This window comes from Amycolatopsis sp. NPDC058340, from assembly GCF_042723975.1.
Taxonomy (GTDB): Bacteria; Actinomycetota; Actinomycetes; order Mycobacteriales; family Pseudonocardiaceae; genus Amycolatopsis.
Window position 1 is genome coordinate 17,479 of the sequence record NZ_JBHXIB010000031.1, and the last position, 22,487, is coordinate 39,965.

Genomic DNA, 22,487 nt, shown 5'->3' on the forward strand with positions numbered 1-22,487 from the left:
GGTACCGCCGGGCCTTTCAACGCGGCCACCGAACGAGAAGAACGTCCTTGCGCACGAACGAATTCGGCGGCGGCCGGGGCCTCGGCACCGCCGCCCTCATCGAAAAGGCCTGATTCCCGCGAGGCCGCGTTGATCACGGTCGAACGAAAAAACCCACCCGAACAAGCGACTGCGGTCACGGCGCGACGTGAGAAGTATTGGAGCTGATAAACACCGACTGGAGGACGAATGACAGTGCGGCGCTCGACCGTCATCGCATTCCGCTCGGCTGGTGAACCACGACCGCCACACGCCGGAATTCACCACCCGGGAGCGTGGTCATGCTCGTGACCACACTGATCATCGGGATCGCCCTGCTCGGCGGCCTGGTGACCAACCGCCTCATCCGGGCGCGCAAGTCGGCCGACGACGGCGAGTCGCCGTCCGTCACCGACCTGATCAGTCCACTCGAGACATTCGCGGTACTGATGCTCGCCTTCGTGATCGTGGTGGCCGCGGAATCCTATGGGGAGGCCGAGGACGGCGCGTCCGCCGAAGCCGAGGTGGTCGATCATTTCTTCGAGACCGCCGAGTATCTTCCCGAGCCTTTCCGCCGGGAATTGCAGGCCGGCGCGGTCTGCTATACGCGCGCCGTGCACGAATTCGAGTGGAAAGCGCTGGCCGACGGACAGTCGGCGAAGGAGCCCAGCGTGTGGTCCTCGGGCTTCCGTGACACGTTCAAGCAGATCCCCGAACGTGACGGCGTCTTCGAGATCCTGGTTCAGGCCGACACCGACCGCTCGGTGGCCCGGTCCACGCGAATCGCCGAAGCCGACCCGTCGATTCCCGACATCGTGTTCTGGTTCATGGCGCTGGCCCTCGCGCTCACCATCGCGGCCTACGCGTACTCACTGCCGAAGCGCAACGCCGGATTCCACATACTCGCCGTGGTGTTGCTCAGCGCGCTGTTCGCCGCTTCCCTGGTCCTCGTGAAGGATATCGACACACCTTTCGGCGGCCTGGTCAGAATCGAGCCCACCCAAATGGAAAAGACCGAGAACGACATCACGGAGGACTTCACGAAGACCTACGGACCGGGCCGCCTCCCTTGCGACGACCGGGGTCTTCCGGTGGCCGCGCGCTGACTTCGAAAGGCACTCACGGGGGTCGTGAGTGGCAATGGTCGTTCTAACCCTCTTTTTCACTCACGACCCCGACGCGGCGGCCCGGCCCGGAACCTGCCACGGTTGCCTCACTCCGCGAATGGTCAGCTGATGAACCCCGCCGACTTGAGCCAGTCGCGGGCGACCGTGGCCGGCTTCTGGCCGTCGACGCTGACCTTCTTGTTCAGGTCCGTGAGCGTCGCGGTGTCGAGCTTCGCGGCGATCGGCGTGAAGACCTGCTCCAGTTGCGGATACTTCTGGGCGAGCGGGGTGGCGATCGTGATCGCGGGGTTGTACGTCGGGAAGAAGTGCTTGTCGTCCTCGAGCACGGTGAGCTTCTGCCCGGCCACGCGCCCGTCGGTGGAGGCGACCGAGCCGAAGCCGCACGGCTCCCCCTTGCCGACGCTCGGGTAGACGACGGCGTCGTTGAGCAGGTGCACGTGCGCGTCGGGCAGGGTGAACCCGTAGGTCTTCGCCAGCCCGGGGAATCCGTCGTCCCGGCTCTTGAACTCCGGTCCCATACAGGTCGAGGCCGCGGCCGGGTCTCGCTTCACCAGGGCCGCGTAGTCGGACAGCGTCTTGACGCCGGTCCGGGCCAACGTCGCCGGGTTGCCGGCGATGGCGTAGGTGTCGTTGGCCGGCGAACGTGCCCACCAGGTGACACCGTTGGCGGTGTCGGCCTGTTTGACCGCGTCGTACTGCGCCTGCGGGTCGCTGATCGGCTTGGTCTGGTTGAGGTAGCTGATCCAGGCGGTGCCGGTGTATTCCCAGTACAGGTCGACCGCGCCGCTGGTGAGCGCCTGGCGGACGTTGCTCGAACCGGTGATGTTGGTCTTGTCCTGCGGGTTCGCCCCGGCCGCTTGCAGTGCCACGATGGCGATCTGGCCGAGCAACAGCTGCTCGTCGAATTCCTTGGAGCTGACGCGGATCTGGGCGCCGTTCAGGGCGTCGATCTTCTGGATGGATCCCGCGCCCACCTTGGCACCGGTCTCGTCCTTGCCGATCGTGCAGCCCGCCGAGAGCGCCGCCGCCACGACGAGCGTGAGCACCGCGGCGGTCGTGCGCTGGAGCATCCGCATGGGTTGGTCCTCCTTGAGGTCGGTCGAGCTACAGGCCGCGCGGGTGCAGGATCTCCTCGGCGACCAGCCCCAGCCAGTCGACGAAGAGCGCCAATACGGCGACGATGATGCCGAAGGTCAAGCTCAGGACCGGGCGGTACAGCCCGATCCCGGCGACAAGCCCGCCGCCGAGGCCGCCGCCGTCGATGAAGGTCGCGAGCGTCGCGCTCGCGACGGTCAGCACCAGCGCGGTCCGGATCCCGGCGAGGATCACCGGGACCGCCAGCGGCAGTTCGATCCGCCACAGGATGGCCGCTTTGCCCATGCCCATGCCGCGCGCGGCGTCGACGAGGGTCGGGTCGACGCCGTCGAGCCCGACGATCGTGTTGCGCAGCACCGGCAAGGTCGCGTAGACGACGAGCGCCGTCACCGCGGTCGCGGTGCCCGTGCCCATCCAGAGCGCGAGCAGCACGACGAGCCCGATCGACGGGATCGCCTGGCCGAGGTTGCCCAGTCCCAGCCCGATCGGCCTGGCCCAGCGGGCGCCGGCGCGGGTGAGCAGGATGCCGAGCGGGAGGGCGATGGCGATGGTGCACGCCGTCGAGATCGCGGTGAGCCGCAGGTGCGCGCCCAGTTCGGTGAAGATCTCGCCGGCGTTGAGGAAACGCTGTTCGATCGAGTCGATCGGATGCGCGCGGACGATCAAGTAGAGCGCCAGCAAGGCGAAGACCAGCAGCACCGGTCGCACCAGCAGCCCGAGCCGTCGCCGCCGGGGCCGCGCGGGCACGGTGGTGTCCGTGCTCGGCGCCTCCGCCACCTCCGGGGTCGCGGGCGCCTCGCCGGTCGGCCTCAGCGCCTCGACGAGACCGGGCACATCGCATACCCCCAGCGGCTGCGCGGTGCCGTCCTCGGTCACCACGACCTCGGTGCTGCCGGTCCGCACCATCACGTCCAGCACGTCTCGCAGGGTGGCGTCGGGCCGGACCGGCGGCAACCCGTCCGGCCCGGTCGCCGTCCTGAGTTCCAGGTCACCCACCCGGATCAGCGCGAGCCGCTTCAGGTTCCGCTTCGGGCCGACGAAGCTCGCGACGTAATCGTCCGCCGGCGCGGCGAGGATCGCCTGTGGTGTGTCGTATTGCGCGATCACCGACCGCGGCCGCAGTACGGCGATCCGGTCTCCGACCTTCAGCGCCTCGTCGAAGTCGTGCGTGACGAACACGATCGTCTTACGCACTTCCCGTTGCAGGCGAAGGAATTCGTCCTGCAGCCGGGCACGGGTGATCGGGTCGGTGGAGCCGAACGGTTCGTCCATCAGCATGACCGGCGGGTCCGCGGCCATCGCCCGCGCCACCCCGACACGCTGCTGCTGACCGCCGGAAAGCTCACGCGGGTACCGGTCGCCGTGCTCACGGGTCAGGCCGACGACGTCGAGCAGCTCGCGCACCCGGCCGGCGACGCGTCGCCGGGTCCAGCCGAGCAGCCGCGGCACCACGCCGATGTTGGCGTCCACCCGCAGGTGCGGGAAGAGCCCGATCTGCTGGATGACGTAGCCGGTGTTGCGGCGGTGTTCGTCGAGGTCGAGCGCCGACACGTCGGTGCCGCCGATCGTGACGACGCCCGCGGTGGGCTCGACGAGCCGGTTGATCATCCGCATGGTCGTCGTCTTGCCGCACCCCGACGGGCCGGTCAGCACGACGATCTCCCCCGCGGGGATCCGCATCGTCAGGCGTTCGACCGCCGGGACCGCTCGTCCGGGATAGTGCTTGCTGACGTCCCGCAGCTCGATCGTCTCGCCGCCCATTCCGGCGGCTTCCCCCGTCGTCGCCGGAGCCGCCACCCGGCGGGCACGGGGCCGTCGCCGGGTGGTCAGCTTGCCGACCACCACGAAGGCCAGGTCGAACAGCAGCGCCAGCACCATGATCCCGAACGTTCCGGTGAGCACCTGGTTCAGCGAGTTGACCGAGCCGAACCGGCCGAGCCCGTCGAAGATCTGGTTGCCGAGGCCGGGGCCCTTGACGTACGCGCCGATGGCCGCGATGCCGATCGTGATCTGCGTCGAGACCCGGATGCCGGAAAGGATCACCGGCCAGGCGAGCGGCAGGCGCACGCGGAACAGCAGCCGCACGCGGCCGAATCCCATGCCACGCGCCGCGTCCACCACGGCCGGGTCGACGCCACGCAGCCCGACGATCGTGTTGCGTGTGATCGGCAGAAGCGCGTAGAGCACCAGCGCGCACAGGACATTCGTCAGCCCCAGCCCGAACGGGCCGATCAGGATACCGAGCAGCGCGATCGACGGGACGGTCAGGAACGCCGCCGTCGTCGTGGTCGCCATCGCGCCGAGCCACCGCCGCCGGTAGGTGAGCAGGCCGATCGTCATTCCGACCAGCACGGCCAGTGCCATCGCCGCCAGGGTGAGATCCACGTGCAGGATCGCGTCGTTGACGACGTCGATCCAGTTCTCCCGGAGGTACTCCCACAGGCTCAGGGCGCCGCTCCTCGACGTCGCAGGACAGAAAATCGCCGACCACAGCCCAACATGCCCACGGGGTCCCTGTCCACAGTTCAATCAGTGATTGATTCGGTGATGGAAATATGGTGTGCTGCACGAATGCCCAGCACCGACGCCACCACGCGGGAACGATTGCTGACCGTCGCCGAGCGACTGTTGCTGGAATCCGGCTACGACGCGGTGTCCGTCCGCGCGATCAACAGCGCGGCCGGGATGAATCCGGCGGCCGTGCACTACCACTTCGGGTCGAAGGACGCCTTGATCGCCGCGCTGCTGGAGGCCCGGCTCGCGCCGGTGTGGCAGCGGCGGCTCGACGAGGTCACGGAGCGGCGGCGGGACGGCTGGGTGCCCACGGTGGCGGAACTGGTCGATCTCGTCGTGACACCCCTGGCCGGGCTGGCCGCGGACCCGGTCGGGCGCTTGCGGCTGCGGCTGCTGGCGCGGTTCGTGCGGGGGCGGCGGGAGCAGGCTTGGACTTCGAGCTGGTTCGCGCTGGGGCCGTGGATCGAGCTGCTGCGGGACGCGCGGCCGGAGCTGTCGAAGGCGGACGCCGCACACCGGTGGCTGCTCGCCTTCGGCCTGGTGCTGCAGTTCTTCGCCGACGAGATGCCGGGTGAGGTGCCGGCCGGGACGCTGCGCGCGTTCCTCGCCGCGGGTTTGGCGGGGTCATGACCGACGTCTTCGCGCCCGCGCGGCTGGGCCCGGTGCGGCTGCGCAACCGCATCGTCAAAGCCGCGACCTTCGAGGGAGCGACCCCGGACGCCGTGGTCACCGATCGGCTGATCGAGTTCCACCGGCGGGTGGCCCGCGGTGGCGTGGGGATGACGACGGTCGCTTACTGCGCGGTGTCCCCGGAGGGCCGCACCGACCGGCACCAGATCTGGATGCGCGAGGAGGCGGTGCCCGGGTTGCGCCGGCTCACCGACGCCGTGCACGCCGAGGGGGCGGCGGTGAGCGCGCAGATCGGGCACGCGGGGCCGGTCGCGAACGCGGCGTCGAACCGGTCGCCCGCGCTGGCGCCGGGGCGGTTCCCGAATCCGCTGGGGATGCGGATGACGCGGGCGGCCTCGGAGCACGATCTGGATCGGATCGTGCGCGCACACGCCACAGCGGCGCGAGTGGCGATCGAAGCCGGCTTCGACGCGGTCGAAATCCACTTCGGACACAACTATCTGGTCAGTTCGTTCCTCAGTCCCCGGTTGAACCGCAGGCGGGACTCCTACGGCGGATCGCTCGAGAACCGGGCCAGGCTGGCGCTGGAGATCGCGCGGGCGGTCCGGGACGTGGTCGGCGACCGGATCGCGGTGACCGCGAAGCTCAACATGGACGACGGGGTACCGGGCGGGTTCTGGCTGGACGAGAGCGTGCGGGTCGCGCGGTGGCTGGAGGCGGACGGGTCCGTCGACGCGCTGGAGCTGACGGCGGGCAGTTCGCTGCTGAACCCGATGTACCTGTTCACCGGGGACGCGCCGGTGAAGGAGTTCTCCGCGCAGTTCCCGCGGCCGTTGCGCTGGGGCGTCCGGGCGGCCGGCGGCGCCTTCCTGCGCGATTACCCGTTCCAGGAGGCGTACCTGCTGGACCGGGCACGCCAGTTCCGCGCGGCGCTGGACCTGCCGCTGATCCTGCTCGGCGGCATCACGCGGCTGGAGACGATGGAGCAGGCGATGGCGGAGGGCTTCGCGTTCGTCGCGATGGCGCGGGCGCTGCTGCGCGAACCCGATCTGCCACTGCGGCTGCGGTCCGGTGCCCGCTCGTTGTGCGTGCACTGCAACAAGTGCGTGCCGACGATCTACCGCGGGACGCACTGCGTACTGGAGGCTCGATGATCGCCGTGACGGGTTCCGCCTCGGGAATCGGTGCCGCTGTGGTGTCGGCACTGCGAGCGGAGGGGCACGACGTGACCGGCGTGGACCTGCGGGACGCGGAGGTGTGCGCGGATCTGAGCACTCCCGATGGACGGCAGCGCGCCATCGACGGGGTGCTGGACCGGTGCGAGGGCGCGCTCGATGGGCTCGTGCTGTGTGCCGGTCTGGGACCGCATACGCCGGATCCGGCACGCATCATCGAGGTGAACTACCGGGGTGCGGTCACGTTGCTGGACGGGCTGTTTCCCGCGCTGCGCACCGCGGCGGTGGCCGTGTCGTCGTCGGCCTCGACGATGGTGCGGTGGGCGGACAACCCGATCAGGCAAGGCACCGAGGCCGCCGCGCTGGCGGCCGCCGGTGAGTACCGGGGACAGCTCGCGTACGCGTGGTCGAAGAACGCGTTGACGGTGGCCGTGCGCAGCCGGGTGACCGAATGGGGCGCCGCCGGGGTCCGGCTGAACACCGTGGCCCCCGGCGCGGTCGACACGCCGCTGCTGGATGGCGGACTGGCCGATCCCCGCTACGGCGACGCGATCCGGAACTATCAGGCGCCGATCCGGCGGCACGGCAGGCCGGACGAGGTGGCCGCACTGATCGTCTACCTGCTCGGGCCGCGGGCCGGGTACGTCCACGGGGCCCAGTTCATGATCGACGGCGGGTCGGACGCGCTGATGCGGCCGGGCGACTTCTGAACGGCTCCTCGGGCGAAGCTCCGTCACTTCACCTGAAGCCGCAGATCCTGGACAAGATCGACGGACCCGAGTTCGCCGGACCATCGAACGAGACGTTCGTGATACCCCGGTGAAATCTCGAGCTCGTCTTCGTGGATCCGCGAACACATCGTGTCGAAGGCCGGCGAGAACTCACCGGCCTGCACCAGTTCGCGGGCGTCTCGGCTTGCGCGGGTGCGGCGGTCGAGCCCGCCTCGGTACTGTGACGTCGTATGACCGACCCCGAGATCGAGACCACCGCGGGCCTGGTCCGTGAGCTGTTGCGGGAGCAGCATCCGGACCTCGCGGGGCTGGCCATCCGCGAGGTGGCGGGCGGCTGGGGCAACCGGATGTGGCGTCTCGGGGACGAGTTGGTCGTGCGCATGCAACGGATGGACCCCACCCCTGAGCTCCAGTTCAAGGAGCGGCGATGGCTGCCTGTGCTGGCCCCGCGCCTACCGCTCCCGGTGCCGACCCCGGTGCGGTTCGGCGAACCGTCGGAGCGCTTCCCCAAGCACTGGACCGTGATGACGTGGGTTCCCGGCGAGCCGCTTGACCACGGCACGATCAGCCGCGGCACCCACGCGGCCGACACGCTGGCGGTCTTCCTCCAGGCGCTCCACGTGGAGGCGCCCGCCGGGGCACCGATCGCCACAGACCGCGGGGCCCATCCCGGGAACTGCACGGAGGGCTTCGAGAACTTCCTCCAGGCCGTCGCCCCTGACGACATCGCTGACGACGTCCGGGCCGTCTGGCACGACGCCGTCGCGGCCCCCGCGTGGGCGGGCCCGCCGGTGTGGGTGCACGGCGACCTCCATCCCGCGAACGTCCTCGTCTCGGACGGAACGCTCTCGGGCATCGTCGACTTCGGTGACATGTTCGCCGGCGATCCGGCGTGGGACCTCGCCGCCGCATGGGTGCTGCTACCCGCGGGCACGGCTTCACGGTTCTTCGACACGTACGCGCGAGCGGACGAGGCGGCGATCCGGCGCGCCCGCGGGCTGGCCGCTATGAAGAGCCTCTTCCTGATGCTGATGGGGCAGAACGGGGATCGTGGCCTCCCCGGCGGCAAGCCGCACTGGGGGTCTCTGGGCCGCGCGGCACTCGATCGCGTCCTGAAGGGCGTTTGATACACGCTTCGTCGAACGTCAGATCCATGACGGACAACAAGCTCACCGATCACTCAGGCCGCGACACTAGGGTTTGCGGGCGACGACCCCGGCGATGCACTGCTCGACCTCGTTGAGCGGGGTGAGTTTCGGCCCGTCCGGCCACCAGTGATCGCACAGCTCCAGGCCAGGTTCCTTGCCAGGACCGGAGGGCATGATCTCCAGTCCCTCGACGAAACTCGAAATCTCGCTTGCCGTGCGGAACCGGCCCGAGCCCATCGGGCTGTGCATGAACAGCTCTTCCATCTTCCGGGCGAGCTCGCTCAACCCGGGCTTCTCCGGATCGAAGAAGTGCGCGATGACGACGAACGAGCCGCTGGGCAGCGCGTCGATGTACTCGCGCATCAGGTCCGCGCCGTTGTCGGCGGTGTAGTGATGCAGGGTGCCCACCTGCAACAAGGCCAGCGGACGCGAGAAGTCGAGGTGCTCACGAACCACCTCGTTGGCCAGGAGCCGCCCGGGCTGGAAAATGTCCTCGGCGACGAAGTGCGTGTTCGGGTTGTTCTCGAGGATGGCCCGGCCATGGGCGAGCACCACGGGATCGTTGTCGACGTACACCACCTGCGTGCCGGCGTTGACCCGCTGGGCGATCTGGTGGGTGTTCTCCGCCGTCGGCAGTCCCGAACCGCAGTCGAGGAACTGGGTGATCTTCCCTTGCTGGGCGAGGAAGCGCACGGCCCTGGTCAGGAAATTGCGGTTGGACCACGCCAGATCCCGGACTTCGGGCGCCTTGGTCGCGACCTGCCGCAGCACCTCACGGTCGATCTCGTAGTTGTCCTTGCCGCCCAGCGCGGCGTCGTACACACGGGCGATGCTCGCCCGGGTCGGGTCCACCCCGACCGGAACCGAACTCGGCGCGGTGTACCCGGACTCGAACGACGGCATTTCCCACCCTCACAACCGAACGCCGGCAAAGACAGACCATTACGTCAGCGATTCACCCACTGTACGCAACCACCGACCGAAGGTCATCTCGGCTCGTTGGTCCGTGACGCTCCGTCGGCACCGGCCGCGGCCCAGGAGATCAGCTTGCCCATGTTGGCCACATAGGTGCCGGTGCTGATCACCGGCGGCCGCTCCTTCGGCCGGTACGGCGGCTCCTCGGGCGGGGTGAGCGGATCGTAGGGCGAGGTGTCGTACAGGTCGCCCACGTGCTTGCTCATATACGCCTTTCCGGCGTAAGGCGTGGCAGGCGAAGGACCGCGATACGGGTTGGTGATCGCGTCCGCCGGGGTCAGCCAGTAGTCGTTGCCGCCCAGCCCGTCGGCCAGTGCCTTCGCCTCCGCGTCCGACACGACCGGCAGCTGTGACGGCGCGCCGAGAAAGAGGTCGCCGAGCTGAGGCTCGCGCGGGGTGAAGTAGCGAGGGAGCGGGACCGCGACGCCGCTGAGCGGCGAGCGCGCCTTCAGGTCGGCGACCTGCGCGGGGGTGAGCGCCCGCAGTTGCTCGTAGGTGGCGCGCAGGGCCGCGGTGTCGATCACGCGGCCGCCTGAATAATGGCTCAGCGTCGCGCGGTGGTCGTTGTCGGTGTAGTAGGCGCCGTTGCGGACGTTCGAGCCGAAGCGGTGGACGAACCGCGCCCGGTTGGTCTCCAGATCCACGAAGGTGGGATGGGTCCGCCCGGCCAGCAACGGGTTCTCGGCGTGCTGCCGCGCGGTGAGCGGGCAGCTGTCCAGCCACGCGATGGCTTCGGGGACACGGTCGAGGAACACTCGATCGCCGGTGAGCCGGAAGTAGTGGAACAGCTGCTGCACATTGGTCTGCGTGGTGTGCGTGGCCAGTGCGCGGGGTTCATAGGATCGCGCACCCGCCGGGGCACCCGCCGGCCTGCCGCCCGAGGCCCTGGCCAGGTGCTGCAACGCCCAGCCCGCCTGCGGCCCCGGCTGCTGCAGGCGGCGCAGGCAGTCCATCGCGCGCCGGATCGGCCCGGCCAGCCCCGGCTTGTCCAAAGTGGACATGCACATCAGCAGGAACTTGATGTTCTCGCCGAGGACGTCGTCGTTGAAGGTGACGTGGCCGGTGTAGTCACCGTCCTCCATACCGTGCCGGATGCCGGCGGGTAGCCACGGCGGCCGCACCTCGGGCCACGGCGTGTCCTTCACGGCCCCTTCGAACCGGGGGAAACGCTGTGGCCAGCCGCCGTCGGCGATCCCTCCGCGGATCTGCGCCCTCACCACGAAGCGCAGGGCACGATCGAGGGCCGCGCCGAATCGGTGATCGCCGCGTTCCAGGTAGAGGCGCAGGATGAGCTGGGCGGCGGAGGACGTGCCCGCGTCGTCGAAGGTCGCGTTGCCGTAATAGTGCTGGAACTCCTCCAGCCGCCAGCCGTTCGCGCCGACGGTGTCGTACCACCCGCGCAGCGACTTCGTACCCGCGAAGTCGTGCACGTAGTTCCAGCCGCCGACCGGCAGCTGGGCGGCCGCCAAGGCGAGGCCGGTACGAGAGGCGGCGCGGTAGAAGGATTCGTCACCGGTGGCGTGGTAGGCGTCCAGCAGGCTGTGCCCGATCGACGGCGTTCCCGGCGGCTGCACCCAGCACATGGTGCGGTTGGCCGCCATCTCACCCCAGGTCTGGGACAGATCGGGCAGATAGCTCCAGACATAGGCGCCGCGATAGGAGAGCTGTTCGTCGAAGAACGCCGCGGCCCGGCGCATGGCCGCCGGGATTCCCGGCACGGCGGCCTGAACGGTCTGGTGTCCACCCACGAGGACGGCCACCGGCACAGCGGTGGCGAGGAGTCCGAAGCTGCGGCGCGTAAGGCTCATGATCGCTACTCGATTCACATATCTGAACGTCGTCCACACTTGTAAACGCATCGTGATAGCTGGGAGCGCTCCCGTCAAGCCCGGATCGTCCGCCTGGAGCAATATCGGCGAATCACGGTGCGGCCGACCTCACGATTCATCAGTGTGAACCGGGAATCGGCGATCGAGGGTTGACGTGACGCCGGTTCGTTGGTCTCCTGTTCTCGGCGCTTCGCCATCGGATCCGAATCAATCCTTTTAGGACATTCTGTTTTCTTCATCGACCGCAAGGAGGCGGCGTGATGAATATGCGTCCTTCTCGATTAATTTCGATTCTGACTTTGACCGTGCTCACTTCGACGACCATGGTGACCACAGGCGCGAATGCGGAAATCTCCGCGCAGGCGGCACCGATCGGCTGGGCGAGCCAGAACGGGGGCACCACCGGCGGCGGCGGCGCGTCGCCGATCACGGTGACCTCGGCATCCGCGCTGAGCTCCGCGATCAGCGGAACCACCGCGGCGGTGGTGCGGGTCTCCGGCACCATTTCCTGCTCCGGCATGCTCAAGGTGGGATCCAACAAATCCATTCTGGGCAATGCCGGCGCGACGATCGACGGCTGCGGCCTGACCTTGAGCGGATCCAAGAACGTGGTGATCCAGAACCTGTCCTTCCGGGACTGGGACGACGACGCGATCAACATCGAAAAGGCTTCGACCAACGTGGTCGTCGACCACAACACGTTCACCAACGGATACGACGGCGCCGTCGACATCAAGCGCGCTTCGGACTACATCACGGTGTCCTGGAACCGCGTGCACGGGCACGACAAATCGATGCTGCTCGGACACAGTGACGACAACGGAAGCCAGGATACCGGCAAATTGCGGGTGACCTATCACCACAATTACTTCGACGGCTCGGGGACACGGCATCCGCGCGTGCGATTCGCCAATCCGGTGCACGTTTTCAACAACTACTATCGGGACAACGAGTACGGTGTCGCGTCCACCTGCAACGGTGGCGTTCTCGTCGAGAACAACCACTTCGACAACGTCGACGAACCGACGCTGGTCGGCTACGCGGGTTCACCGGCGGGCACCCTGGTGCAACGCGGGAACCTCTTCACCGGATCCGGTTCACCTGAGGCGAGCGGAACGGTGGCCAGGATTCCGTACTCCTACAGCCTCGAATCCGCGAGCACGGTGAAAAGCAGTGTGACCGCCGGAGCGGGAGCGGGCAAGATCCGGCCCTGACCGGCCGCCGCCCCGGAGCCCGCAGGCGCCGGGGCGGCATCTCGTCATTCCCGGACGACGACGTCCTCTTCGTAGATCTCTTCGTGGCCCGCTTCATCCGTGGAGATGATCAGTGTGCGTGATTCTTCGGCGTCCTGTTCCGGGTTCGTCATCTCTCGCCTCCATGATCATCGGGTCCGGACCGCGCGGACGCTACCGAATACCTGTCACGCGGGCCACATGAAGCAGCGCGGAGGCGGTCTGCCGATGTCGCGCCAGCAGGGTTTCGCGGCGTCGGGCTTCGGGGAGCCGCTATCCGCCGGTCTCCACGGGATAGATGAGGTGCGTGACCTTCTTCCCCTGGATGACCTGGGGATCACCGAATCCCAGCGGAGCGGTGCCGAGCGTGTCCACGAAACGGACTCCGTCTCCGAGCATGAACGGCACGAGGTCGACGCGGATCTCGTCGAGCAACCGTTCTTCCAGCGCTTCGCGGGCTACCACGCCCGGACCCACGCCGACGTTCTTGTCCCCGGCGACCGCCTTGGCCCGGTCGATGGCGGCCTTGACGCCACCTTCGGTCACGAAGACGAACTCGGCGCTTTCGGGAGCCCAGCCTTCAGGCACCGAATGAGTGACCACGAAGACCTGCACGTTCATGGGGTGCTGCCCGCCCCACCCGTTCATACCGTCGAACTGGTTCCGCCCGACCACCAGCGCCCCGTAACCCTCGATCATGTCGCGGACATAGGCGGCGGACGCCTCGGAGACCTTGTACGACCGGCCGGGCGACGCGGTGGGCACCTCGACCTCGCCGGCACGGCACCACGCGAAAAGGTATTCGAACCCCCCGTTCTCCGGACCGGCGATGAAACCGTCCAGCGACACCGACGCCTGCGTCACCACCTTTGACATGAGAAATCCCTTCTGGCGCACTGAATCGAGGCTCCTCGACCGCTCGACACTGGCACCGCGACCGGCCGCTGTCCACTTCTCCCGTGCTCGACAAGATCGCGACCACACTGGATACCGCCCACCTCGGGTACACGTATGCCGCTACTCAAAGGGCCCGGACCGTCAGGCACGAACGCGTGACTAGCCGAGACTGGCTCGCACCTCTTTCGCTTCCTTCAAACGCGGTGCGTACGCGGGGTCGGCCGCGGCGAGTTGTTCGAAGAGGTCGACTGCCTGTTGAGCGGGCTGCCTCGCCTCGTCGTTCCGGCCCGCGCCGATGAGGAACCTCGCCAGCAGGAGCGCGGCTTCGGCCAGTTGCGGCCGGTAAGCACCGCCACCGTCCAGAAGTGCCTGATAGATGTCTCGCACTTCCCTCTGCGCCGCCGCCGCGTCAGCGGCTTTCCCCGCTGCGGAGAACCGGTACGCGAGGTTGTTCAACGCCCACGCCAGGCCGGGCTTGTCACCGAGTTGCCGATAGACGGCGACCCCGTCACGCGCCGCCTGGATCGCCTCCTCGTGCAGACCCGCCTGCTGCGCGAACGATCCCAGGATCACGTACGCGGTCGCCAAGGCCGGTCGTTGCGCCGGATCCGCCGAGGCCAGCTCCCGGTACAGATCCCGGCTCTCCCGCTGCGCCACCACCGCGTCCAACGCCCTGCCCGCCGCCGAATTCCGGTAGCCCAGGTTGTTCAACGCCCACGCCAGGCCGGGCTTGTCCCCGAGTTGCCGGTAGACGGCGACCCCGTCACGCGCCGCCTGGATCGCCTCCTCGTGCAATCCGGCCTGCTGCGCGAACGATCCCAGAACGACATGGGCCAAGGCCAATGCCCGTCGTTGCGCCGGATCCACCGCGGCCAGCTCCCGGTACAGATCCCGGCTCTCCCGCTGCGCCACCACCGCGTCCAACGCCCTGCCCGCCGCCGAATTCCGGTAGCCCAGGTTGTTCAACGCCCACGCGAGGTCGGCTTTCTGCCCGAGTGCGCGGAAGCGGTCGATGGCGTCCTTCGTGACGGCGATCGCTTCGTCGTGCTCACGCGTGTTGGTCAGGAACGAGCCCAGGACGACGAGCGAACGTGCCAGGTCCGAGGCGCCACCGGACCGCGCCAGCGACCGCCACAGGTTCACCACCTGACGTTGCGCCACCACCGCGTCGGTGGCCTTGCCCGCCCTGGACACTTCGTTCGCGAGTCTGCCCAGCCGTCCGGCGAGGGTCACCATCCCGGCCCGTTCGTCCGGCCTCGGCTCGTAACCGGGTTTCGGCCACTCCGTCGTGGTGACCGGGCCACCGGTCAAGGCCTTGCGCAAGAACCGGCCCTCCGATGGCCGGACGACGGCGGGATCGGCCTTGCCGTCGCCGTCGTAGTCCGCGGGTGCCGGCAGATCACCGGGCCGCCCGAGGCTCGTCGTCCGCTCCGGTCCGCCGGTGGAGGGCCGCACGGTCCACGTGCCGTCCTCGGGCCGCCAGAACGCCGTGTCCTCCTTGCGGTCTCCGTCGTAGTCGGCGTTGACGGCGATCTTCGGCGGCACGGGATCCACCGGGCCGCCGACGTCGGCCGTGGGATGGATCGTCTTGGTGACCAGCCACAGGTTCCGCACCTGATCCCGCACGTCCGGCAACGTCTCGTCCGCGCCTTCCTTGCGGGCCTTGAACGCGACCGTGTACCGCTCGTTCAGTTTCGCCAGCCGGCTTCGGCCGTCCTCGGCGAGACAGGCGAGCAGCGGGTCATCGGTCCGGATGCCCTCGGGTTTGCCACAGGGATTGTCCCGAGCGGACAGCAGTTCCTGCTTCCAGGCCGGAAGGCCGCCCGCGAGATTCGACGCGGCGGTCTCGTAGATCCGGGACAGCTGATCAGGCACGATTTCGTCCGCGGCGTTGGCGAAGATCCCGAACGCGCCGTACAGCAGGCCGCGCAACTCCTTGTCCGATCGCAGCGACTGCGGAAAGCCGAGTTCGGTGTAGGTGCGCAGCAGCCGTGCCTGCATGTTGAGCGCGGCGCCTCGATTGGCGGTCTTGAGGTACTTCGCGTTGTCGAGGTAGTAGGTGGTCCTGTTCTGGTTCAGGAACGTGGTCATCCGGTTCGCGGCGTCCTGCTCGGTCTCCGGCCGCTCGCCGATCCGCACATTCGTGTCGAACGCTTGGTGCAGACCGGTCTTCCAGCCCTTCACGACCTCCTCGAACTGGTTCGGCCGGTTCGTGCAGTAGGCGGGCCCGTTGTGGATGTCCTTGCAGTACTGGAGCTGCATCCCCTTCTTCACCGTGGCGGTGCCCCAGCGGCTGGGCAGCGGAGGCGCGTCGGACCATTGCAGCCCCTGGCTGAAGGTGACCTCGAGATCGCCGTAGGTCCACTTCTCCGTGCAAGGCACCGGCCTGGGGTCGGCTTCGCAGAGATCGGTGCGCTCCACCACGCGCTCGCCGACGAACCTCGAGTACCAGCAGACGCTGTAGTGCGGCGGGGTCACGTGCACGTTCCTGGCGAGCATCTGCGCCGGGCCGAGCATACGTCCCTTCATTTTGTCCGGTGTCTCGATGTACTCGTCGAGATTGCCCGAATCGCATTTCATCGCCTTGGGAAGGCCGTCGAGGCCACTGCGCTCGATGAGCGCGGCCTGGGCAGGTCCACCCCAGAGGTTGTAGGCACCCTTGGTGACGTCGTGTTCCCGGTTCTGCGCCTCGTCGATCAAGCCGTTCAGCGTGGTTCCGTACTCGTTCAGCAATCCGGCGAACAAGGCATTGACCCCGCCGTCGGCCTTCGGAGTGTTGAACGTCTTGGCCGCTTCGAGGATCGCGCGGCCTTGGCCGATGACATGCCCTGGCCGCTCCCACCGGGTCCCGGGCTGCCCCGGCGGATTCGTGCCGGGTTTGTTGGCCCAGTTCGGATTCTGCGCGGAAAGCAGGGTGTACGCGGTGGCGCCGATCTTCCACATTTCGGGGTTGCCGGTCGGGCCGACCTCGGGCACTTCCCGATTCCATCCCTTGCGGGTCATGAGCCGGGACAGGTACCGGATCACGCCGAATGTCCCGAAGTCACGCAGGTTCTGCAGAACCGAACCGTCCTCAGTGGACGTTCGTTCGGACGGCACGTAGGCACCCTCGGACTTCGGCAGGTCGACGCCGGCCGGGTGGAACTCCTCTTCCGCCTGCTTGTACATGTCATAGGTGAACTCGTCGCCGGGGTGGTAACGCAGGTAGTCGATCTTCGAATCGGCCTGCTTCCACGCGTCCTTGGCGTACAGGCCGGCCAGTGCCGCGGTGACGTTGACGCCGACGTTGTCCACGCGGTCTTCGATCCGGGTGAGCTGACCGGCGACGTCCGTCAGGTTGTTCTTCACCGTGGTCACGTCACCGGTGAGCCGTTCCAGCTGGCCGACGATATCGGTGTACATCGCGCTGAGCCGCCGGTCGATGGCGTCGAAGCGCTCGTTCATGTTCTCCTTGAGCTCGTCGAGCTTCTTGTGCAGTGCCTCGATCTCCTTGAGGATCAGCTCCTCGACACTCGGCCCGGCCGAGGCGAACAGGCCCACCAGGGTGCTGACGGCGCTGAGCACGTTGCCGGTGAAGGCGACCGTGGCCATGGAGAACACCGCGTCGATGGCTTTGAACGCGGTGATGCACTCGTTGACCGCGGTGGCCACCTGGAGCGCGCCGCTGGCGAAGGCCTTGAGGTCCCGTTCGGCACCAGGGTCACCCACCGCCCCGAGGAAGAACGCGTAGCCGTCGAGAGCGCTCTTCGCACCGTCGATCCACTTCTGGCGTTCCTTTTGCTCGGCTTCCAGGTCTTCCTTGGGCTTGCCCGGTTCCGGCTTCGCGTTCTTCAGTTCGTTGAACCAGAGGTTGCGCTGATCCACCGTCTTCCGGATGGTGTCGGCCATCGCCTCGTCGGTCACGATCCGGAGCTTGTCCGGCTTGGTCTGCACCTCCAGGAACGGCTCGATCTTCAAGTGATGCCGGAGCACGGTGGTGTTGCTCAACTGCACGGCGGAGGCCTTCGCGCTGATGCCGATGTCCTTACCCGCGCCGTCGTCCCAGGCCGCGGTGAACTTGGCATCGCTCCGTGCGGTCTTCCCGACGCCGGACCACACCGAGGCCTGAGCCGACTCCAAGCCCGCCCGCCACGACGAGATCTGCAGCGCGCTCTCCAGCCGGTCCTTGACCGACCCGGTCGGCGGTACGACGTCGCGTGCGATCAGCGCCGCCAGCAGTTTGCCGACCTCGGGACCGCGCACGGCCGCGTCCGGCACCGTATGCAGCACGGACAGCGCCGCGCCCGCGATCTCGTGGTCCTCGGTGAGCGAAGTCCGCTCCGGCAGGGCGTCGTGGATAGCGCCCTGGACCAGTTCGAAGTGATCGGTCAAGGTCTTCTGGTCGGCGCCCGGATGGGTGGCGTGCCAGTCGAGCAGCTCAGCGCTGGCCACCAGATGCTTGGTGTAGGTCTTCGTGTCGTCGATGGTGCGGACGTAACCGGCGAGCAGGACGTCGGCCAGTTTCGCGGTGTCCACGACGGATGCCTCGGCGACCGCCGGAGGAGCGGTGACGAGCGTGATCCCGGTCGTCACCGCCACGACGGCGGCGAGCAACCGGCGTCCAGGACGGACCCCCATGCGTTTCCCCCTGTGCTGACTGCGGACTCGAGCACACACAGCTTGCTGTGGTGATCAACTCCGGGGCCACACCGATGGGACGGCAGAGCGGGCGACGTTCCACGCACGAACGGGCAGGACCATCCGGCTCCACGTTCGACCGAGTGACCTCTCCGGATTCGCCTTCGAACGGACGATCCGGCGGCTACGCCCACGGCGGCACGGATCCTTTAGCCGACCTGGCCACTGTGGACGACCCGTCGCAGGGACACGGGCGGCGCCGTGGCAGCGCTGCAACGAGCCGTCGGCGAGCGAGAACACTGTTCAAGCCGGGGTGACACAGCTCACCGTGCAGTGGAACTGCCCGCGGAGCAAAGTGCGGAAGCAGGAGAAAGGATCACGGACACCCATGTCGGCCACTGAAATGACAAAAGCGCCGATCGAAATGATCGGCGCTTTTCGCGTTGTACCCCCGACGAGGTACGTACAGCAACCACGCGCCGTCTCAGCCCTCTGAGCTGCGACTTTCCGCCACCCTGAGGATCAACCGACTCCGCCGAGACCGCGGTGGAGCCGCGTCATGAACAGCGTCCGCCTCTCCCTCTGGATTCAGTGCAGCTGTACCGCCTTGGTTGCCCTCGGCGCGGCCTACGCCTCCTACGTCCACGGACGGCAGTTCGCGCTCCGGTTCGGCGCGGACACGATGACCGCCTCGATCTGGCCGCTCATCGTCGATGGCCTCCTTACCACCGCCACCGTCGAACTCTGGAAGCCCAGTCGCGACGGCTCCAGCCGGTGGCCAGCCTGGTCCGCGTTCATCTTCGGCATCTCACTATCGCTCTGCGCGAACATCGCCTCCACACCCGTGACCAGCGCGTTTGGCGTCGCCGTCACCGCCTGCCCACCCCTTGCCCTGCTGCTGGCCGTCGAACTCCTCAACCGAGCACTCAAACGCCACCGCACCGAACTACCAATGCCCTCACCCGCCGACCGCATTCACACGGAACCCGAATCTCTCACGCCAACTCCGGTCGTCTCTCGGCCGACCACACCAGACCCGACGGACCGGCCGTCCAAACCCACCGCCGAACAACTGATGTGAACCCACTACCAGCGTGAGCACACCCAAGGCCGAACACCCACCGGCGCCGAACTCGACCGCATCGCCGGAACCCATAACTACGGCCGCCGCATCCTCCGAAAATGGCGAAAAGAAGGCACACTCCCACGCACAACCCCAGCCAACCCCGAACCGCACCCGCCACGCGAAACACCGTCCGGGTCCCAAACGACAACACCAACGAACCCACGTTCACAAGCAGAGACCCTGGAGCGAGAACTCACCGGATCGATGCTCTGAGATTCGAGCCAACGTCGTGATCAGCTGAGGACATTACGACAACCAAACTGAACAAAACCAGCAGTATGACCTTCAAAGGACCAGGTCAGTAAGTGTCGTCCCCGCGCGAGCGGGGTTGGTCCGACGTACGTCGGATCGACGTCACCTTCGTAGTCGTCGTCCCCGCGCGAGCAGGGTTGGTCCGCAGTACGGGTACAACGCCGCCGTTGAGACGGCGTCGTCCCGCGCGAGCGGGGTTGGTCCCGCGAACCCGACGCTCAACCAGCTGAACTACGGGTCGTCCCCGCGCGAGCGGAGTTGGTCCCAACTATGGCGCCGCGATCCACGGAACCGCTGCGCCATCCCCGCGCGAGCGGGGTTGGTCCGTAACGGTGGAACTGACCCACGATTTCGACTACGTCGTCCCCGCCCGAGCGGGGCTGATCCCGCCGAACTGGAGTTCGCGCCACGAACCCACCGGTTCTCCCCGCGCAGGCGGGGCTGGTCCGTAGTCCACCACGAGGGCTTGAGTCCCTGGTGGCCGTCCCCGCGCTGGCGGGGCTGCTCTCGTCGGAAAGCTCGTCGTCGGCGAGATCTCGGCGCCATCCCCGCGCAAGCGGGGATGGTCCGGCGGCTCGCATTTCGACCAGGATCGCGACCAGATCGTCCCCGCACGTGCGGGGTTGGTCCCTGGAGCTTGTCCGCCGGGGCGATCCCAGTTTCGTCGTCCCCGTGTCAGCAGGGCTGGTCCGACTATGCCCTCACCACACGCCGGGCACGTAGCTTCGTCCCCTTGTAGGCCGGGGTTGGTCCCTCGCCAGCGTCGACCCGGCGCTGGTAGATCCGTCGTCGCACGCGAGAGGGGCTAGTCCGATTCCTAAACACGAAGCAGCCCAGGCCGGGCAGTCTGAGCCTGTACTCCCCGCTCGGACTCGATCCAAGAACCCCTCCGGTTAACTGGTACGAGTCCTTTCGAGTCGACCTCAGTCGGTCTAGCTGGGATGTTTGCGATTGCTCATGCTCTCAGTCGACGTCAGACGACCTCGTTTGACGTGCAATTTCGCCCTTAAACGCCCCTAGTTCCTGGCGAAGCAGCCAGCCAGACCTCCCGCTCAGGGATTGCGATCAGGTACGAAGCTGACCAGACTGAACAAGATTCGCCGGCATGACCTTCAAACACCCAGGTCAATTAGTGTCGTCCCCGCGCAGGCGGGGTTGGTCCGCGGTGCAGGCGGGCCAGTTCGGTGCCGCCGTGGTCGTTCCCGCGCAGGCGGGGCTGCTCCCAGCTCGCGGCCGATCGCGTCGGTGTATGTGCCGTCGTCCCCGCGCAGGCGGGGTTGGTCCATGGCTGTAGTGGTCGGACACGATCTGTCGGGTGGTCGTCCCTGCGCAGGCGGGGTTGGTCCGTCGGTGCCTCCATCGAAGAAGCGTTCGGCGAAGTCGTTCCCGCGCAAGCGAGGTTGGTCCCCGGCTCGGGTTCACCTTGACCGATTACGGCCAGTCGTCCCCGGGCGGGCGAGTTTGGTCCAGACATCCACCCGGCTTTGCCGACGGCGGAGTCGTCGTCCCCGCGTAGGCGGGGTTAGTCCAATGATCAACAAATCGCTCATCGGAGGTGGCGCGTTCTCCCCTCGCGAGCGGTGCTGGCCCGAACCCCACCGCCCAGGAAGGGCACAACAGTTGGCTCTCCCCGCACAAGCAGGGGCTGGTCCCTCATTGTCCCGCAGCGCGGCGTAGGTGTACTTGCACTCCCCGCGTGAGCGGGGTTGGCCCGGGCGCGGACAAGACAACCATCCGGCGGAGTTGTGCCCCCCACGCAAGCGGGGCTGGTCCCGCCGTCACCTGCCGTTCAACGCCTCACGATGGTCGTCCCCGCACGAACGGGGCTGTTACCCGGATGCACGGCATCTTCCTCCCGAATCGGGCGTCGTCTCAGCACGAGCGGGGCGGTCCTTAAGCCGGTCAGCAGCCGCCGGGCCCGACGTGTGCTCACGTAAGCGAAGGTAACGCTAACCGCATTACGAACGACTGAAGGTCGATCCGAGGAGGTGGGTGAGATGACCGAAGCAACATCGGCTACCAGGACTGAGCCCCGGTTGCGCGACGTGGCGTATCACCACGAACCGTACTGGGGCCCTGGGCGTGGTGAATGGATCAAGAGCCTGCTGTTGTTCTTCGACGGGATCGCGCTGCTCGTGCCCGACTACATGTACGAACGGCCACTGTTCACCGACCCGACGTTGGCCCAGCCGCTCGCCGAAATGGGTCTACTGCATCGCCTCAGTCCAGAAACCCTCGTCGATCAAGCGACTGCTGAGGCGCTCACCGATCTGCTCGATAGGCTTATCAGCGCTGGCGCATTCGACGATCTGGACCGAGACACCGCCTTCGCAGAACTGTCTCATTCACGGCTTGGTGGCACCGCTGACGCTGGCTTGACCGAGATCATCCTCGAGCAACTTCGCGACCGAGGACTTGCCCGTGACAGCAAAGACGGCGTGTCCATTCCGCTCCACCCAGCCGTACGTGCCTTCGTGCTCGTCGTACTCCCACAACTCCTGCGCACCCCTGCTGAAGCTGCTGGCTACGCACTTCAGCCAGTCAGTGCACGAGCACGCCATCTCCAAGCTCTACTCGACACGCTGGACATGCCGACGCTTCCGACCGTTGGACATGGCATCGCGCTCGACCTTGAGCAGGTCACTCTCGACTTGACACCAGTAGCTCTCGACGAAGTTCTTGATTTCCGCCGTCAGCACGGTGCCGAACACCGCGCCTACATCCGTGATCTCCGCAATTTTGTTCGGGATCTGGCATCACTTGACCACAATGCTCGAGAGCAGGCATTCGCGGACCGTCGGGAGGCACTTGCGGACGCCGCAGAGGAGCTTCGGCGCCTCGCCCGGAAATCTTGGCGGCGACCCCTTGCCTCCTTTGGGCTCGGCATCGCTGGAAGCGCAATCACCCTTGCATCCGGTAATCCCATCGGTGCTGCGCTCGGTGCCGCCAGCGCCTTCCTTGGCCTCCGACGACAAGCGGACCCCGGCAGCGCCTACACCTACCTGTTCCGCGCGCAAGACCGGCTAGCCCGCAGTTGAGTGACATCAAGGTCCAGAACCACCTGTGCGTCATGTCTGGACAACTACGGCCACCCGCGCAGCGACGACTTGAGCCTGCCAAG

Annotated in this window: 14 protein-coding genes; 8 read left to right on the forward strand and 6 right to left on the reverse strand. The window is 67.4% G+C overall.

Translation table 11 applies throughout. The features are described from left to right. Positions 1–320: 320 nt before the first annotated feature. Positions 321–1,124 carry a hypothetical protein gene (locus ACFWIW_RS28020; RefSeq protein ID WP_378371231.1) on the forward strand — a complete coding sequence of 268 codons (804 nt, stop codon included), beginning with the start codon at positions 321–323 and terminating at the stop codon, positions 1,122–1,124. A gap of 122 nt (positions 1,125–1,246) precedes the next feature. On the opposite strand, the gene ACFWIW_RS28025 is transcribed toward ACFWIW_RS28020, so the two are convergent. Then, on the reverse strand, positions 1,247–2,221 hold the full coding sequence (locus ACFWIW_RS28025; RefSeq protein ID WP_378371232.1) for a glycine betaine ABC transporter substrate-binding protein: 975 nt from the start codon (positions 2,219–2,221) through the stop codon (positions 1,247–1,249). Between the two features lie 28 nt (positions 2,222–2,249). Further along, positions 2,250–4,625, reverse strand: a complete 2,376-nt coding sequence (locus ACFWIW_RS28030) for an ABC transporter permease subunit (protein ID WP_378371233.1) — start codon at positions 4,623–4,625, stop codon at positions 2,250–2,252. A 186-nt stretch (positions 4,626–4,811) separates the two neighbouring features. Between ACFWIW_RS28030 and ACFWIW_RS28035 the strand changes: the two genes are divergently transcribed. From ACFWIW_RS28035 to ACFWIW_RS28050, 4 genes are all read left to right on the forward strand, one after another. Further along, positions 4,812–5,384, forward strand: coding sequence for a TetR/AcrR family transcriptional regulator (locus ACFWIW_RS28035; protein WP_378371234.1), 573 nt, complete (start codon positions 4,812–4,814; stop codon positions 5,382–5,384). Beyond that, entirely contained in the window at positions 5,381–6,538 is a 1,158-nt protein-coding gene (locus tag ACFWIW_RS28040) for an NADH:flavin oxidoreductase (RefSeq protein ID WP_378371235.1), read from the forward strand. Before ACFWIW_RS28035 ends, ACFWIW_RS28040 begins: the two co-directional genes overlap by 4 nt. After that, complete coding sequence (locus ACFWIW_RS28045; RefSeq protein WP_378371236.1) at positions 6,535–7,269, forward strand: SDR family oxidoreductase; 735 nt, start codon at positions 6,535–6,537, stop codon at positions 7,267–7,269. Before ACFWIW_RS28040 ends, ACFWIW_RS28045 begins: the two co-directional genes overlap by 4 nt. A 251-nt stretch (positions 7,270–7,520) precedes the next feature. Beyond that, entirely contained in the window at positions 7,521–8,417 is an 897-nt protein-coding gene (locus ACFWIW_RS28050; protein WP_378371237.1) for an aminoglycoside phosphotransferase family protein, read from the forward strand. A 66-nt stretch (positions 8,418–8,483) separates the two neighbouring features. Here ACFWIW_RS28050 and ACFWIW_RS28055 read toward each other — a convergent pair whose 3' ends face one another. After that, complete coding sequence (locus tag ACFWIW_RS28055) at positions 8,484–9,341, reverse strand: SAM-dependent methyltransferase (protein WP_378371238.1); 858 nt, start codon at positions 9,339–9,341, stop codon at positions 8,484–8,486. 83 nt (positions 9,342–9,424) lie between these two features. Then, the gene (locus tag ACFWIW_RS28060) at positions 9,425–11,221 is read right to left on the reverse strand and encodes a pectate lyase (RefSeq protein ID WP_378371239.1); all 1,797 of its coding nucleotides are present in this window, start codon (positions 11,219–11,221) and stop codon (positions 9,425–9,427) included. 281 nt (positions 11,222–11,502) lie between these two features. Here ACFWIW_RS28060 and ACFWIW_RS28065 point away from each other — a divergent pair, with 281 nt between their 5' ends. Continuing rightward, entirely contained in the window at positions 11,503–12,456 is a 954-nt protein-coding gene (locus ACFWIW_RS28065) for a polysaccharide lyase family 1 protein (protein WP_378371275.1), read from the forward strand. 291 nt (positions 12,457–12,747) lie between these two features. Here ACFWIW_RS28065 and ACFWIW_RS28070 read toward each other — a convergent pair whose 3' ends face one another. Both ACFWIW_RS28070 and ACFWIW_RS28075 read right to left on the reverse strand, forming a co-directional pair. After that, a complete protein-coding gene (locus tag ACFWIW_RS28070) occupies positions 12,748–13,350 on the reverse strand; it encodes a dihydrofolate reductase family protein (RefSeq protein WP_378371240.1) in 603 nt (200 codons plus the stop codon). 180 nt (positions 13,351–13,530) lie between these two features. Further along, complete coding sequence (locus ACFWIW_RS28075) at positions 13,531–17,988, reverse strand: tetratricopeptide repeat protein (protein WP_378371241.1); 4,458 nt, start codon at positions 17,986–17,988, stop codon at positions 13,531–13,533. 559 nt (positions 17,989–18,547) lie between these two features. Here ACFWIW_RS28075 and ACFWIW_RS28080 point away from each other — a divergent pair. Together ACFWIW_RS28080 and ACFWIW_RS28085 are read left to right on the forward strand one after the other, a co-directional pair. Next, on the forward strand, positions 18,548–19,069 hold the full coding sequence (locus ACFWIW_RS28080; RefSeq protein ID WP_378371242.1) for a DUF2637 domain-containing protein: 522 nt from the start codon (positions 18,548–18,550) through the stop codon (positions 19,067–19,069). A gap of 2,294 nt (positions 19,070–21,363) precedes the next feature. Next, the gene (locus ACFWIW_RS28085; protein WP_378371243.1) at positions 21,364–22,404 is read left to right on the forward strand and encodes a hypothetical protein; all 1,041 of its coding nucleotides are present in this window, start codon (positions 21,364–21,366) and stop codon (positions 22,402–22,404) included. Positions 22,405–22,487 lie beyond the last annotated feature (83 nt).

Coding starts and splice junctions, on each gene's coding strand:
- ACFWIW_RS28020 (WP_378371231.1), top strand. CDS start 321: ATGCTCGTGACCACACTGATCATCGGGATCGCCCTGCTCGGCGGCCTG.
- ACFWIW_RS28025 (WP_378371232.1), bottom strand. CDS start 2,221: ATGCGGATGCTCCAGCGCACGACCGCCGCGGTGCTCACGCTCGTCGTG.
- ACFWIW_RS28035 (WP_378371234.1), top strand. CDS start 4,812: ATGCCCAGCACCGACGCCACCACGCGGGAACGATTGCTGACCGTCGCC.
- ACFWIW_RS28040 (WP_378371235.1), top strand. CDS start 5,381: ATGACCGACGTCTTCGCGCCCGCGCGGCTGGGCCCGGTGCGGCTGCGC.
- ACFWIW_RS28045 (WP_378371236.1), top strand. CDS start 6,535: ATGATCGCCGTGACGGGTTCCGCCTCGGGAATCGGTGCCGCTGTGGTG.
- ACFWIW_RS28050 (WP_378371237.1), top strand. CDS start 7,521: ATGACCGACCCCGAGATCGAGACCACCGCGGGCCTGGTCCGTGAGCTG.
- ACFWIW_RS28055 (WP_378371238.1), bottom strand. CDS start 9,341: ATGCCGTCGTTCGAGTCCGGGTACACCGCGCCGAGTTCGGTTCCGGTC.
- ACFWIW_RS28060 (WP_378371239.1), bottom strand. CDS start 11,221: ATGAGCCTTACGCGCCGCAGCTTCGGACTCCTCGCCACCGCTGTGCCG.
- ACFWIW_RS28065 (WP_378371275.1), top strand. CDS start 11,503: ATGAATATGCGTCCTTCTCGATTAATTTCGATTCTGACTTTGACCGTG.
- ACFWIW_RS28070 (WP_378371240.1), bottom strand. CDS start 13,350: ATGTCAAAGGTGGTGACGCAGGCGTCGGTGTCGCTGGACGGTTTCATC.
- ACFWIW_RS28075 (WP_378371241.1), bottom strand. CDS start 17,988: ATGGGGGTCCGTCCTGGACGCCGGTTGCTCGCCGCCGTCGTGGCGGTG.
- ACFWIW_RS28080 (WP_378371242.1), top strand. CDS start 18,548: ATGAACAGCGTCCGCCTCTCCCTCTGGATTCAGTGCAGCTGTACCGCC.
- ACFWIW_RS28085 (WP_378371243.1), top strand. CDS start 21,364: ATGACCGAAGCAACATCGGCTACCAGGACTGAGCCCCGGTTGCGCGAC.